At 37.0% G+C, this 13,828-nt stretch carries 12 protein-coding genes and 1 tRNA gene; 7 read left to right on the top strand and 6 right to left on the bottom strand.

Annotation, left to right across the window (positions count from 1 at the left end):
• Window positions 1-97 precede the first annotated feature (97 nt).
• Window positions 98-1,723: an RNA repair transcriptional activator RtcR gene (rtcR, locus tag RHO11_10415; GenBank protein WVD60896.1), complete on the bottom strand. Its 1,626-nt coding sequence runs from the start codon at window positions 1,721-1,723 to the stop codon at window positions 98-100.
• Window positions 1,724-2,041: 318 nt separating this feature from the next.
• On the opposite strand from rtcR, the gene RHO11_10410 reads away from it, so the two are divergent.
• The 7 genes from RHO11_10410 (at window position 2,042) to RHO11_10380 (ending at window position 8,502) form a co-directional block, all read left to right on the top strand.
• Window positions 2,042-2,114, top strand: a tRNA-Leu gene (locus RHO11_10410).
• Window positions 2,115-2,400: 286 nt separating this feature from the next.
• Window positions 2,401-3,981, top strand: a complete 1,581-nt coding sequence (locus RHO11_10405) for a slipin family protein (GenBank protein WVD60895.1) — start codon at window positions 2,401-2,403, stop codon at window positions 3,979-3,981.
• Window positions 3,982-4,036: 55 nt separating this feature from the next.
• Entirely contained in the window at window positions 4,037-5,257 is a 1,221-nt protein-coding gene (locus tag RHO11_10400) for an RtcB family protein (GenBank protein WVD60894.1), read from the top strand.
• 45 nt (window positions 5,258-5,302) lie between these two features.
• Window positions 5,303-5,761 carry a hypothetical protein gene (locus RHO11_10395; GenBank protein WVD60893.1) on the top strand — a complete coding sequence of 153 codons (459 nt, stop codon included), beginning with the start codon at window positions 5,303-5,305 and terminating at the stop codon, window positions 5,759-5,761.
• 40 nt (window positions 5,762-5,801) lie between these two features.
• Entirely contained in the window at window positions 5,802-7,403 is a 1,602-nt protein-coding gene (locus tag RHO11_10390) for a hypothetical protein (GenBank protein ID WVD60892.1), read from the top strand.
• A gap of 356 nt (window positions 7,404-7,759) precedes the next feature.
• On the top strand, window positions 7,760-8,035 hold the full coding sequence (locus RHO11_10385; protein ID WVD60891.1) for a DUF1778 domain-containing protein: 276 nt from the start codon (window positions 7,760-7,762) through the stop codon (window positions 8,033-8,035).
• Complete coding sequence (locus RHO11_10380; GenBank protein ID WVD60890.1) at window positions 8,023-8,502, top strand: GNAT family N-acetyltransferase; 480 nt, start codon at window positions 8,023-8,025, stop codon at window positions 8,500-8,502. Before RHO11_10385 ends, RHO11_10380 begins: the two co-directional genes overlap by 13 nt.
• Before the next feature lie 355 nt (window positions 8,503-8,857).
• Here the strand turns inward: RHO11_10380 and RHO11_10375 are convergent, their stop codons facing one another.
• From RHO11_10375 to RHO11_10355, 5 genes are all read right to left on the bottom strand, one after another.
• Entirely contained in the window at window positions 8,858-9,691 is an 834-nt protein-coding gene (locus RHO11_10375) for an IS3 family transposase (protein ID WVD60889.1), read from the bottom strand.
• The gene (locus tag RHO11_10370; GenBank protein WVD60888.1) at window positions 9,688-9,984 is read right to left on the bottom strand and encodes a transposase; all 297 of its coding nucleotides are present in this window, start codon (window positions 9,982-9,984) and stop codon (window positions 9,688-9,690) included. Before RHO11_10370 ends, RHO11_10375 begins: the two co-directional genes overlap by 4 nt.
• Window positions 9,985-10,163: 179 nt before the next feature.
• Window positions 10,164-10,727, bottom strand: a complete 564-nt coding sequence (locus tag RHO11_10365) for a DJ-1/PfpI family protein (protein ID WVD60887.1) — start codon at window positions 10,725-10,727, stop codon at window positions 10,164-10,166.
• 149 nt (window positions 10,728-10,876) lie between these two features.
• A complete protein-coding gene (locus RHO11_10360; protein ID WVD60886.1) occupies window positions 10,877-12,016 on the bottom strand; it encodes a glycoside hydrolase family 88 protein in 1,140 nt (379 codons plus the stop codon).
• Window positions 12,017-12,075: 59 nt separating this feature from the next.
• A complete protein-coding gene (locus RHO11_10355; protein ID WVD60885.1) occupies window positions 12,076-13,575 on the bottom strand; it encodes an MFS transporter in 1,500 nt (499 codons plus the stop codon).
• Window positions 13,576-13,828 lie beyond the last annotated feature (253 nt).

Raw genomic sequence — 13,828 nt, 5'->3', positions numbered from 1 at the left:
TTAACTTGACAGTACCTTACCTTGCCATGCTGAGATTACCTCGGAATAAAATGCATTCCCTTGGTATTTTGTCGTATCAAAAAAAAGTTCTCTTATGCTATTCATTTAGGCTCACCTGTTTAACCTTATCCCAACTCAGCCCAAACTTCGCCAAATACTTTTTGAGCCTGTCGGCATCATTGCTCTTTTGTTTTTTGGTTCTTGATACCGCAAACAGTTGTCTACCGGCTTCAGATAATGTCGGATTTTTTTGACACACCTCAAGCACTTTCTCAAGCTGATAACGATCAAACTCATCGATTTCGAGTGGGATTAATGCATTATATTGCCTATTTTGATGCCAGTTCTGCTTAAGACGTTTAATCTCTTGTTGAACTTGCTCAACCGTAATATTCCCTTGTGGTGCCAGCGTTGCCATACGGGTAATGGATGCAGTGAGTTCACGGAAGTTGCCTTGCCATAATGCTTCATTCGAGGTGGCAAACTGCAAATAGGTGCTGCGCGACTCGCGATTAAAGCGCGGCATTAAGCCATATTCTTTGGCGTAACGTGCCAGTTCATAATCGATATTGGGTTCGATATCCTCTTTACGATCGGCTAACCCTGGCAAGGTATAATTCCACAGATTAATACGGACATACAAATCCTCACGAAACTCGCCTTTGCTTATTGCCTGTTTAAGGTCTTTATTGGTACCGGCAATCAGCTGAAAGTCACTCTGTATGGGTTTATCACTACCGAATGGATAAAATTGCTTTTCTTCAATAGCTTTTAATAGCATTGCTTGTTCATCTAGCCCAAGCTCTCCGATCTCATCTAAAAACAATAATCCACTATCGGCACTTTTTAGTAGTCCAATACGCGCCTGATTTGCACTGGTAAACGCTCCTTTCACATGACCAAATAAGGTAGACATCGCACTATCGCCACGTAAGGTGGCGCAGTTAATCTCAACAAATTGACCACTGATTTGATGGTTACTTTGTTTAAGTAAATAGATCTGTTTCGCTAAAAATGATTTTCCCGCGCCAGTTGGCCCACATAATAACATCGGTGCATAAGAACGGCTGGCCACTTGCTCGATTTCAGTAATTAACTGGTTAAACTGTTTATTACGTGTGGCGATGCCCGATTTTAACAGCTCGGTAGCTTCACTGGCATACTGCTGAAAACGGGTGAGAATTTGATCATAGCGATTAAGATTCAAATCAATGGTGTTGGCTTTTCCTCGAAGACTATTGGCAATCTGCTCCGCTTCATTATGATAAACTCTTTCTTCAACGTCATTTGATTTTACTGGCGGTGATGTTTGCAATAACTTAGCGGGGTAGTAACGTGATTCAGCTAATAAGAACCAACAAATTTGCGCCACATGGGTTCCGGTTGTGATATGCAAATAGTAATCTTCTTTATCTGGATCAAAAGAATATCGTTTAGCAATATCAAATAAACACGTATAAACCTGCTCAAAATCCCATGGGTCAGCAATATTGATGGCAATGGGTTTAACATCGGTATTGGGAGATAGGATTTTGATATCATTAACAATATCACAAAGTAGCTGCTCATCATTTGCAAAATAAAGTAATTCTAAACGAGAAATAGCTAAATCAGCTTGTCGGCACAAATCAATGGTTGGCCGCCAGCGCGCCCAGCGTTTTTTACCTCTACCTCGGTTATCCAGCACATTACCTAAAAAACCAAATACCACGTTCTTTTTCATGATTAAGTTTATAATATTATATAAATGATTTGATAAAATTATAAAATTTATGGCCATTAAAATCTATATATATTTCCTGTGCATTAATGATATTTATTTTTTATATCTATAAATCAATTAATTAAAAAATATTTCCATTCCTTTCTATTTTTTGGCACGCTTTTCGCAATATCAAATATACCTAAGCAAATAAATGCTGTTTTTGATAGCAGCAAGGTACATCGCGAATCCTTTACGGGTTTATCTACGGGATAAAAGGACGGAAGATTATCAACATGTATTCCTTACTGTGTGATTAGGTGACTGTGTAAAAGTCAATTTTGAATAGTTCATCTGGTAGAACAATCGACTAAGGATCGATATGTAGTGGGTTCGAATCCTGCTTCAAAAACCGTAAAACAAAAGTAGAAAAAACAAACACAGTCAGTGATCGACGTTAGATAAGCCAAGTGACAAAGTATCGAACCAAGCTTATCCGCAAGAACAAACCGGTTAACTTAGCAAGTCATTATGATTGCCAAGGTAAACAAACTGGATAATAGGTAGAACGTTAAATACCAATAAGTGGCGATTTATTTTTCTTATTGCTTTTCACCTTCCCCCTACTATTTCGTTACTTAGCCCGTTTTAATTGTGCCAAACGAGATCGCTGATTGTACTAAATAAGGAAAAATAAAATGATAAAAACCATTAAAGTCAAAAAATATGAAATTGCCGTGTTATATAAAAACAGTGAAATTGAACAGATATTAACTGCTGGTGTGTACCGAATGTTTAATCCATTGAATGCAATTAGTTATCAATTAATTAATTTAACTGCGCCAAAAATAGAAACTAATATGGCAGAACAGTTAATTAACTTTTATCCAGAAATCATTAACCAACACTGCTATTTAGTGGATGTTGCAGAAAACGAAATTGCTTTACGTTATGAAGAGCAAAAGTTGGTTGAAGTGATTTTACCGGCAACCAAAGCATTATATTGGAATAGCTACAAAGCGCATACGATTAAAAAAGTAACCTTACAACACGGTTATACACTGCCAACTGATATCGCACAAGAATTGATTGAAGCTAAAAATAGTAATAAAACCATTATGAATATCGAAAAATTAGTGCTGCACCACTTTATTCATGAACAAATTGGGACTTTATTTATTGATAACCAGCTAATACAGATTATTGCGCCAGAATCGATCGTCGGTTACTGCCAATTTAAACATACGATTGTACTGGGTAAATTTAACTTACGCGACAACCGGATTGATGATCGTATCGCTGATGCCATTGAACAACGAACCCAAGAACAACGGGCACAATTTTGTTTACAGATGGAAGTCGGTGCAAATCAGGCTGGTTTGCGTTATGAAAATGACCTATTGGTAGAAATTTTATCACCAGGTACCAAGCGCCTTTACTGGAAAAATAGCCATAAACAGCATATGGTGACCGTGGATTTACACCAAGGCTATACCTTAAGTGATGAAATGGTACAGCAATTGCTACAACCAAAATTACGCCAAAAAGAAGTACTCGGTGATAACAGCGTATTAATTGCTCAAGTGCCGACTTATCATGTCGGGGTATTAAAAGTGAACGGTAAAATTGAGCAGTTATTAACGGCTGGCATTACCGCTTATTGGCGTTTTAACCGTGAAATCTCGGTGGATATGGTGGATACTCGCCTGCAAGCATTAGATGTGGCTGGGCAAGAGATTTTAACCAAAGATAAAGTCAACTTGCGGGTAAACTTAGTGGCTAACTGGCACTATACTGACGTATTAACCGCGTTTGAAAAAACGGCACAGCCAGTTGATTTGTTGTATCGTGAATTACAATTTGGTTTACGTGAAGCGATTGGTACTCGCACCTTAGATGAATTATTAGAAAATAAAAATATCATCGACGAAGTGGTGACTAAACATATCAAAGCGCGCTTACAAGGCTTTGGTTTACAAACGGTTTCACTGGGGGTAAAAGATATTATCTTACCTGGCGATATGAAGGCGATTCTATCGCAGGTGGTCGAGGCGGAAAAAGCGGCGCAAGCTAATGTGATCCGTCGCCGAGAAGAAACCTCGGCAACCCGCTCTTTATTGAACACCGCCAAAGTGATGGAAAACAACCCAGTTGCTTTGCGGTTAAAAGAGATGGAAACGTTGGAACGTATTGCTGAACGTATCGATAAAATTTCGGTAGTGGGTGGGCTTGACCAAGTGTTACATGGCTTGGTGAACATCCAACCTAAAAATTCATAACAACATGAAATATTAAGCCGCCATGTACAATCGCATGGTGGTTAAGGAATAAAAAATGACACAATATAACGTATTACAAGTAGAAAACGCTAAACCCATCAAAATGTGGACCAAAGGCGTACCGGTTGAACCCGAGGCTAAAGAACAGCTAAGTAAAACCGCCCAGCTACCGTTTATTTTTAAACATATCGCGGTGATGCCCGATGTACATGTGGGTAAAGGCTCAACCATTGGCAGTGTCATTCCAACTATGGGGGCAATTATTCCAGCCGCGGTTGGGGTGGATATCGGCTGCGGTATGATTGCGGTACAAACCTCGCTGATGGCGGCGGATTTACCGGATAATTTATTGCCACTACGTACCGAGATTGAAAAAGCGGTGCCACATGGACTTACCCCAAAACACCGTGGGCGAGATTATGGCAGCTGGCATGATGCCCCTGCGATTGTCGAACAGTACTGGCAACAGTTAGCTCCGGGATTTGATAAGTTAACGGAAAAATACCCACGCTTTTTAAAAACTAATAACTACCGTCATTTAGGTACATTGGGTACTGGCAACCATTTTATCGAAATCTGTTTAGATGAAGCCGATCGTGTTTGGATTATGCTACACAGTGGTTCGCGCGGCGTGGGTAATGCCATTGGCAGTTTTTTTATTGAAATGGCTAAAAAAGACATGGAAGTGCATATTCAAAACTTACCAGATAAAGATTTAGCCTATTTGGAAGAGGGTACAGAGCACTTTCACGATTATGTCGAGGCGGTGCATTGGGCACAAGAGTTTGCGCGGTTAAACCGTGAAGCGATGATGCATAATGTGATTTTGGCAATGCGTAAAATCATTACTAAACCGTTTACCACACACATGTCAGCGGTGAATTGCCACCACAACTATGTGCAAAAAGAGCAGCACTTTGGCGAAGACATTTTTGTCACCCGAAAAGGCGCGGTATCAGCACGCAAAGGTGAACTCGGCATTATTCCTGGTTCAATGGGGGCAAAAAGCTATATTGTGCGGGGTTTAGGTAATGAAGAAAGCTTTTGCTCCTGTTCACATGGTGCCGGCCGCGTGATGAGCCGAACAGCGGCCAAAAAGCAATTTACCATTGAGGATCAAATCAAGGCCACTGCCCATGTCGAATGTCGTAAAGATGCCAACGTGATTGACGAAATCCCGATGGCATATAAAGACATTGATGCAGTGATGACCGCGCAAAATGAACTGGTCGAAATTGTGCATCAATTACGGCAAATGGTGTGTATTAAGGGGTAAACAACATATCGGGGGTCACTCCTCGGTATTAAACAAGATAAAAATATGATAAATCTTAATGGTATAAATGGCTATTTAGAGGCAATACGTTGCTTAAATGCGGGGCCCAATCACGGTTGTGATTATGCGATTAAGTTACTTGATTATAAGGGCAATTATACGGATACCTTAGCCCATCACTTTCAATCAATTGCCGATGGGCAAGGAAAATGTTTCGATGCTCAGCTATGGCATATAAAACCAAAGCAGATCACCGTTGATGAATTTATACAGCAAATTGATACATGGTTTTTTCAGCAGTATTATTCACCGACACTGCATAAAGAAAACGGAAATTGCGGTATTACCGGTTTTATTGATATGCTGTTGCCGATAAAACTCAGCCAATGTCAATTATATGAAATCGAAACAGTGCCACCAATATGGTATGCAACACGTTGGTGTGATTTATTATGCGTTTACCAAAATGACTATTATTTATTACATTTTGATTTAGATGATTAACGATCACCATAAAATTTAAAATAATAATAAAGGAAAACAGATGAAAAATTGGCTAAAAGACTTGTTTACAAGCAAAAAAAGAATACAAGACGATAACGGGTTTCCTATTGTTTGGGATAATTCACTGATAAGTATTTATCAGTTTCTATTACCTTATAAAGATGCGGACAAACTTCCTGACACAGCCCAAAATTTACCCGATGAATCACATGATGACTCAAAAATAAAGTGGGCAGCGGGCGCCATGGATGGTGTGATGAATCATCATGTATCGTCAACTGAACAAACATGTGTTGAACAAATTTTGGCATTACTCAGAGCTGTTTCAGTTCAACCCAATAAACAAGACATTGCAAAACTGTATACCTTAATTAAAGAGCAAGGCACTTTAAGTTATATTGATGAATTAACAGAAAAAATGGCAAAGGCTGAAGTTAACTTCAATAAATTATATGAATTTGTTTATTGGTTACTACTCAATAGCCCAGATCGCGAAGTGATTAAATTTAGTATTGCCATTCTGGGGCGTTTTAATACCTCGCAGAAGGAATTATTTTTGCTATTTGCTATGCATGATGAGTTTACGTTGTACTCGGCTGTGGCGTTACAAAATACGTTATCACCGCCGATTGAAGTCGAAAATGCTTTGCTTACATTAGCCAAAAAAGTTGATGGCTGGGGGCGCATTCACTTAGTGGAACGGTTAGCAAAAAATCCTTCTCAGGAAGTCAAAAACTGGCTATTAAGGGAAGGCTATAAAAATAGCGTGATGTATGAATACCTTGCCTATACCTGTGCAACTGCGGGTGATCTGCAAACCGCATTAGCACAGCCATCCGCTGATATGGCATTACTTGTGGCAACGGGTGAGATGATTGAAGCGCTAATAATGGGTGGGCCGGCCGAGGACATGCGTGATTATGATCAAGGTGCTAGTGTTTGTTTATGTTACTTAACTCAACTAGCACAGCATCAATTAACCGATATCAATATTTTAAGAACTTTCCTGATTATGCAAGATTTTGTGGTTAATCAAACTGATGATAGTTACCCTAATTGGAGTGATGACATTAAAGTGGAATTACAAACAACATTAACCGATCTCATACAACAAGAACACTGGTTACCTTTAGTTGAAGAAAGCTTACAAACTGATGATCAGTCGCTGTGTTGGCTAGCCACTGATATTTATACCCGTTTGGGTTATGATGCATGGGATGTGCGTTTTGAACATCAAAAACGATATCAAAATGAACAATGGTTTTACTTGATGCAAACGAATGATAGTCAGAGAGTTGAACAAGCTATGACACTTGCAAAACAGCAAAATGATTTTTCCTTAGTAGCAACAGGGCCCGATGAATCGCTCGGATTGGGGCCTGAATTTAAGTTACATCGTAATTTAGATTCATTTTTACAAGAACTCGGTCGCTTTCCGGGGATGGGGGAAGATTTACTGCTCATTGGATTAAATAGTCCAGTAATCCGTAATCGGAATATGGCATTAAATGCCATAGAAAGTTGGGATCGGCAGCTATGGTCACCTGAACTCAAACATGTGCTTAAAACGTTAGCGCAAAACGAACCAAATGAAGATACAAAACAACGGGTGATAACATTATTAAATTCACTCGGTGCTTGATAAAATAGTGGGGAAACGAGAGTTTACAACCGTTGACGGTACTGTCAAATTAACTTTTAAGAATGAATTTAAATTTGACATTTAATCCCTATTTTTGAATTTTAGGCGCAATTTGGGTAATAGCGCCCCACTCTTTAAATCGACGCTCAGCTAAAATTCGAAAGGTTTTAACTGAGCATAAATGTCTAGCACAATTAAAATGATCGTAAATATTCCCAAAGCAAGACAATAATAATTGTGCTTGTTTTATTAAAAAATAGGTAACAGTGCCTTCGATAGATATTATTTGTGTAGCAATTTGATATACAGTTATGTTATAGTACTTTCTATATCAGATTAAGAGAAAGGTAATTTATATGAGAAGTGAAATCAAAGAGTCTCCTATTAATATTAGAGCTAAAATATCTCAAAAAGAATTGATCGATATTGCGGCTCATTTACAATCTAAATCACGAACTGATTTTATTTTAGAAGCTGCCTGCTCAAAAGCAGAAGATGTTTTACTTGATCAGCGTCTTTTTTTAATCAATGATGAGCAGATAAATGCATTCAATCTGGCGATAGAAACATCTTTTGACAGTAATGAAAAAATTCAAGCTTTATTGTCTCGGAAATCACCATGGGAGAAATAAAAGCACCACACCTATTAAATGAGCATCATGATTGTACGCTATTTGATTGTGAAGAGTTATCTTTAAATGAATGGTTAAAACAAAAAGCGCTAAAAAATCAAAAAAGTGGAGCTTCGCGTACATTTGTAATTTGTGAAAATGATAAAGTAATCGGCTTTTATTGTTTATCGACCGGCAGTATTCAACATCAACAACTAACATTAAATAGATTTAAACGTAATATGCCAGATCCTATTCCTGTTATTCTCTTAGGTCGTTTAGCTATTGATAAAAATTATAAAGCAAAAGGATTGGGTGCAGCATTATTAAAAGATGCCATATTACGTTCGAAAGAAGTCTCTAAACAAGTTGGTTCTAGAGCGCTATTAGTACATAGTTTAACAAATGAAGCCAACGCATTTTATATGAAATATGGGTTTGTTGACTCCGGAATTCAGAAAAGAACTCTGCTGATTTCTTTATGGTAATAAAATCAAGCTTGAACTGTATATTTTCCAAGCAACTCAACTTTAGGGGTATAAAACCGGGTATATTTTTAATCCAAAAAATAATAAATCATGTAATGATAAGCTCTCAAGGTAGTCAGTTCGATTCCGCGTCCGGGCACCAATCAACGAATTACAAACCCTGCTTCTAGCAGGTTTTTTGCTATCTAACGCTTTTTACTATAAAGCTTCTCTCGTTGTTAGTTTGTCAACTGACGTCAACTGCTGTAAATTCCAATCAAGCACTTTTTGGGGTACAAAACCGGGGTATAAGCAGTTCGATAATGACGTATACCCCAGAAAAGTAGATTTGGAATGTCTACACATTTTCATACAACTAAATTAAGGGGAGCTGTTTATTAAATGCAACAGGCGTCATATATCCCAATGACGAATGTAGTCGTTTATAATTATACCAATACGCATAAGCAGAGAAACGCTGTTGTAGCTCCCTAGTATTGCTAAACGTTGTATTTTTTACAAACTCAGTTTTAATTGTCTTAAATGTTGCTTCTGACACGGCATTATCGTAAGGACATCCCTTATTGCTTAGTGAACGGGTGATCCCAAACAGGTCAAAACATCCATCAAGCAATTGATTATCAAATTCTTTTCCTCTATCGGAATGAAATAACGCAATTGACGATAAAGGCGCTTTAATTTGGCTTAATGCTGACATAACAAGCTCTGCTGTTTTATGTTGTCCAACACGATAGCCTGCGATTTTTCGTGCTGAAAGATCAAGTAATACGCAAAGGTAATTCCATTTTTTACCGACCTTTATATAAGTCAAATCAGCAACAATCACGGTGGCTTTCATTCCTACTGTAAAATTTCGTTGCAATACATTATTTATAGTAACGGAATTAACGTTTTTGTTATTGTTTTTGTAACATTTTTGGGTGTATTTTGACTTTAGCGATAATGATTTCATCACTTTTGCAACATAACGACGAGAGACGCTTATCCCTTCAGTTAACAGTGCTTGCCGTATTCTTCTTGTTCCGTAAGACTGATAACTACCATTAAAAATCGTTAAGATCTGTTGGGCGTATTTTAATCTTCTTTGATACGCATTTTTTTTGCACTGATAATAAAAATAATGCCTTGATATACCTAAGCATCTACATAACCACTGCAACGAGTAGCGATGTCGGCAAGCTTGGATCACTGCGATTTTCGTCCCATTATCAGTGCGGCTTGCTTTAGGATATCGTTTTCCATACGAAGCTGCTTAAGCTCTTTGCGTAGAGCAATTAATTCCTGCTCCTCTAGGCTACGATTATCTTTTGTTTTGAATGAACCACTTTGCGTGGCTTGAGCAATCCAACGATCTAATGCTGATGGTGTGAGATCATATTCGGCTATTAGCTCACTACGTGACTTACCATGCTGATATAAATTAACCATCTGTTGTTTAAAATCATCATTAAATGTTCGTCTAGGTCGTTTGACTGTATTCATATTTATTTCCTCTTTTAGTGATAAGTTTACCTTACCCCCTAAAAAAACTGTATGAATTAGTGTAGCCTATCCAATTTATCCCTTTATTTTCAATAGATAGCGAAGTTTACTTACCGGTACTATCAAGTTAGTCGCTTACCTTCTGTTTTTAGGTACTAATTTCACTATAGGCTAAAGTTTTATATATCATACAGATAAATATGTTCGGCCTGAAATTGAACCTCTTTCTCATCCATACCGAGTTTTTTCGCGAGGGTAAAAGCAAATTTATAGGCATACCCAAGACCTTGACCACTGAATAAATTGGCATCGATGACAATATCTTTATTAAGATATACACCATCATTCTCCATCATAAATAAATCACCAGAACAAGTATATTGGCGCCCTTTTAATAACTTGTTTTTACCTAAAACTTTAATGGCTGCTGAGCAAATCGGGCAAATCAACTTACCATTTTCATCATGAAGTTTAATGAAATTAATCACATCCCCATTCTTGCCTAAATTGACAGTGCCCTCAGGACCACCAGGTAAAACAATCGCATCATATAAAGTCGTGTTTTTCTGTTTAAGTAAGCCATGAGCTTTTACTATCACGTTATGATAACTCAGTACCTCGAAGTCATTCGAACAAGATAGAAACTCAACATCAATTTTAACTCTTTTTAAAGCATTAAAGATCATAAATGCTTCTGCCTCTTCAAATCCATTGGCTAATAGAATCGCAACTTTAGGACTCATCTCATCCCCTTAAATAATATTGTCAATTAATGGATAACTAAGCTATAAATTCACATCTAAATTCAATCAAAAACAACCTCTTTGAATTTAAAACAATAACGATTAAAAATTTATCAAGAGGTTGGTTTTCTATTCAAATGCGATAAGTGTTAAATAAACACACGCAAATATTCAGTTAAACATAAAATCGCCATTGCTTGTCCATATGGCATAGATGTTAGTGGGATATTTCGGTAGAAATCGAGATCATTCCCCATCGCAGTACCAAAAGAGACTTGTTGCAAGGTTCCTTTATCATCAATATTATTAATCACGCCTTTTACAGCTTTCTCCGCCATCTCTTGATATTCGTCAGAGATATAATTCTTTCTAATTGACTTTAAAATACCGTAAGCAAAGCCAGCCGTTGCTGAAGCTTCTAAATAAGAAGATTTATCATCAATAATGGTATGCCATAAACCTGATTCATCTTGATATTTTTTAAGTGCTTCAACTTGAACAGTAAGTACTTGAACCAAAATACGTTTAATTGGATCGTTATCTTTTAAGTCTAATAGCTCAATAAATTCAGGAATCACGATCGTTAACCAGCTGTTTCCTCTCGCCCATCTTGCGTTAGCAAAATTATGATTACCGTCAAATGTCCAGCCATGGAACCATAAACCAGTACTTCTATCCATCAAATATTCAATATGAATCAATATTTGATAAATCGCTTCTTGGATATATTCTGGTCGATTAAGTAATTTACCGATTTTGGCTAGCGGTAAAACACTCATCATTAACGTGTCATCCCAAAGCTGCTGATGATTTTCATTGTTATAAACAATGTGCTGAATTCCACCACATTCGGTTCTTGGCATTTTATGCATCACCCATTCCGCCCAACTATCTAAATAAGTGAGCCATTTAGGATCTTTAGTTTCTTCATAACAATAAGCTAAAGTTAAAAATGGGCAGACGGTATTGACATTTTTTGTTGGCATCCCTTCAGCTAGGCGCTCACTAAACCAATCGCTAATAATTTTATGCACATTTTGATCACCAGTTTGAGAATAGAATTGATACATCCCATACAGGCCAATTCCATGAGTCCACTCCCAGCCAGCCCAACCTTTCGTGTCAATTACGCGACCATCATCAAGTCGAAGTAAGAACTCACCAGTTTCATCTTTAATGTTAATTAAATTATCGATAACTTTATTGATAAGCGCTGTCATCTCACCACGCGGCATAATGTGATTCGGCTGTGCAAGTAATTTACTATGTTTAACTGGAAAAATTTTCATGTTTGATATTCCTCTATCTATTTCTGTTAAATTTAACGATTAACTGATTAATTAATTATCTATTTTTCTTTATATCCGATATTATTATTGCCCCATAACTCATTAACTTTCATCCCCGTTAACATCTCAACAACAGGTTTACCCTCATCGCTGATACGACGTTCTGAGTTTGTACCAATCCCTTTTATATTATTGATCTCATCAATTAAGACTTTATGAGTCTTTAAATTTAGCTTAAATTTAAGTGAAACATAGAACCCACAAGATAGGACAAGTATTGCACCAAAGACCATGATAAATAAAATTGCATGTATTACTTCAGGTGATTGAAGCGGGCTGTCTGCTGTAAAGCCAGAGAATTGTAAACTAATACCAATCAACATTACTGCACCAGCTTGAGATGCTTTACGGGTAAAAGTCATCACGCCTGCAAAAATCCCTTCTCGGCGCTTACCTGTAATAATCTCATCAATATCTGAGATATAAGTATAAATATTCCATGGTACATAATTGATACCGCCTCGCCCAAGGCCAGCTATCGCAGAAAGAACGACAAGAATTAAATGGATACTACTTAGGTTAAAGTACCAAATAACACCGAATGCCAAACAGCTCATACCAAAAATAGTAACAACACCACGGTAAGCTGCAGCTGGTCCATATTTGATACATAGAGGCATCATCCCTAGGACTGCAATAAATTGAGTAATTGACATGATACCGATTAGCATAGAGGCCACTGTTGCTTCTTTAAGTAAAACGAAAACAACATAATAAGTAAAGGTGGCATTAAATATGTCTTGCGCAATATATCCACCAAGATACATACCAAGATGCTGTCTAAAGATTTTAATTTTAAATGTAGATAAGAGTTCAATAATTAAACGTTTAAAGTTTTCTTTAAAAGATAATGATGTTTTCTCTTGCTCTGCTTTAAGTTCTGCTTCTGATTTTAATTCTTTTGGACGTTCCCAAGTGAAAAGATAAACCAAAGTCAGTGCAATAGCACAAAGAATAGAGAAAACTAAACTCGCATAAAAAAATGAGATTGCGTTATCTTTACCTAAATAACTCAGTAAAATTCCTGGTAAGAAACCGGCTAAAATAGCAGAAAGTTGAGCTGTCGAAATTCTTGCGCCAGAGAATTTCGCTTTTTGTTTAAAATCATCAGTCATTTCAGGAACTAATGTTTCATATGGGACTAAAATCATTGTATAAACCATATCAAAGAACAGATAGGTTAATAAATAATAAATATAGCTCATTCCAGGTGCCCACATCACACTATAGCTAAAAATAAGTGGGATCCCGATTAGAATAAAAAATTTTCTTCGACCAAAACGTTGACCCAAATAGGTTTTACCAAAGTTATCGGTTAAATATCCCATCAGTGGGCTAATGACCGCATCTAAGACTCTGGCAGCAGCAAATATAAATGTTGCCTCAATCGGTGTTAATCCACAAAAATTTGTATAAAAGTATAATAACCAAACTGCGGTTAAAGCAGTCGTTCCAGCACCTAAAAAATCACCTACTCCATAGGCAAGATAATTTTTCATGCTTATTGTTCTTTTTTTAATCATAATCCCCATGTTTTTAATATCCTCAAAATAGTAGATATGTAATTGTTCTAAGCTAGAATAGTGACTTAACACTATTTATACTTTTAAATTTTAGACATTTTATCCATAAACATGGCAGAATTTTAAAGTCGATATTGATCCGCTTCACACTTATGAAATTGACTTAGAGTGGTACTGTCAAGTTAACTTCTGATAACAAATTTTAATTTGGCAGTTAGTCTCTAATTTT

This window comes from Orbaceae bacterium BiB (assembly GCA_036251205.1).
Taxonomy (GTDB): Bacteria; Pseudomonadota; Gammaproteobacteria; order Enterobacterales; family Orbaceae; genus Orbus; species Orbus mooreae.
Note: the sequence above shows the minus strand (reverse complement) of the source record. Positions and strands in the feature narration are given on the sequence as shown.

Excerpts from the sequence above, each read along its gene's own strand:
- rtcR (WVD60896.1), bottom strand. The coding sequence starts at position 1,723 with ATGAAAAAGAACGTGGTATTTGGTTTTTTAGGTAATGTGCTGGATAAC.
- RHO11_10405 (WVD60895.1), top strand. The coding sequence starts at position 2,401 with ATGATAAAAACCATTAAAGTCAAAAAATATGAAATTGCCGTGTTATAT.
- RHO11_10400 (WVD60894.1), top strand. The coding sequence starts at position 4,037 with ATGACACAATATAACGTATTACAAGTAGAAAACGCTAAACCCATCAAA.
- RHO11_10395 (WVD60893.1), top strand. The coding sequence starts at position 5,303 with ATGATAAATCTTAATGGTATAAATGGCTATTTAGAGGCAATACGTTGC.
- RHO11_10390 (WVD60892.1), top strand. The coding sequence starts at position 5,802 with ATGAAAAATTGGCTAAAAGACTTGTTTACAAGCAAAAAAAGAATACAA.
- RHO11_10385 (WVD60891.1), top strand. The coding sequence starts at position 7,760 with ATGAGAAGTGAAATCAAAGAGTCTCCTATTAATATTAGAGCTAAAATA.
- RHO11_10380 (WVD60890.1), top strand. The coding sequence starts at position 8,023 with ATGGGAGAAATAAAAGCACCACACCTATTAAATGAGCATCATGATTGT.
- RHO11_10370 (WVD60888.1), bottom strand. The coding sequence starts at position 9,984 with ATGAATACAGTCAAACGACCTAGACGAACATTTAATGATGATTTTAAA.
- RHO11_10365 (WVD60887.1), bottom strand. The coding sequence starts at position 10,727 with ATGAGTCCTAAAGTTGCGATTCTATTAGCCAATGGATTTGAAGAGGCA.
- RHO11_10360 (WVD60886.1), bottom strand. The coding sequence starts at position 12,016 with ATGAAAATTTTTCCAGTTAAACATAGTAAATTACTTGCACAGCCGAAT.
- RHO11_10355 (WVD60885.1), bottom strand. The coding sequence starts at position 13,575 with ATGAAAAATTATCTTGCCTATGGAGTAGGTGATTTTTTAGGTGCTGGA.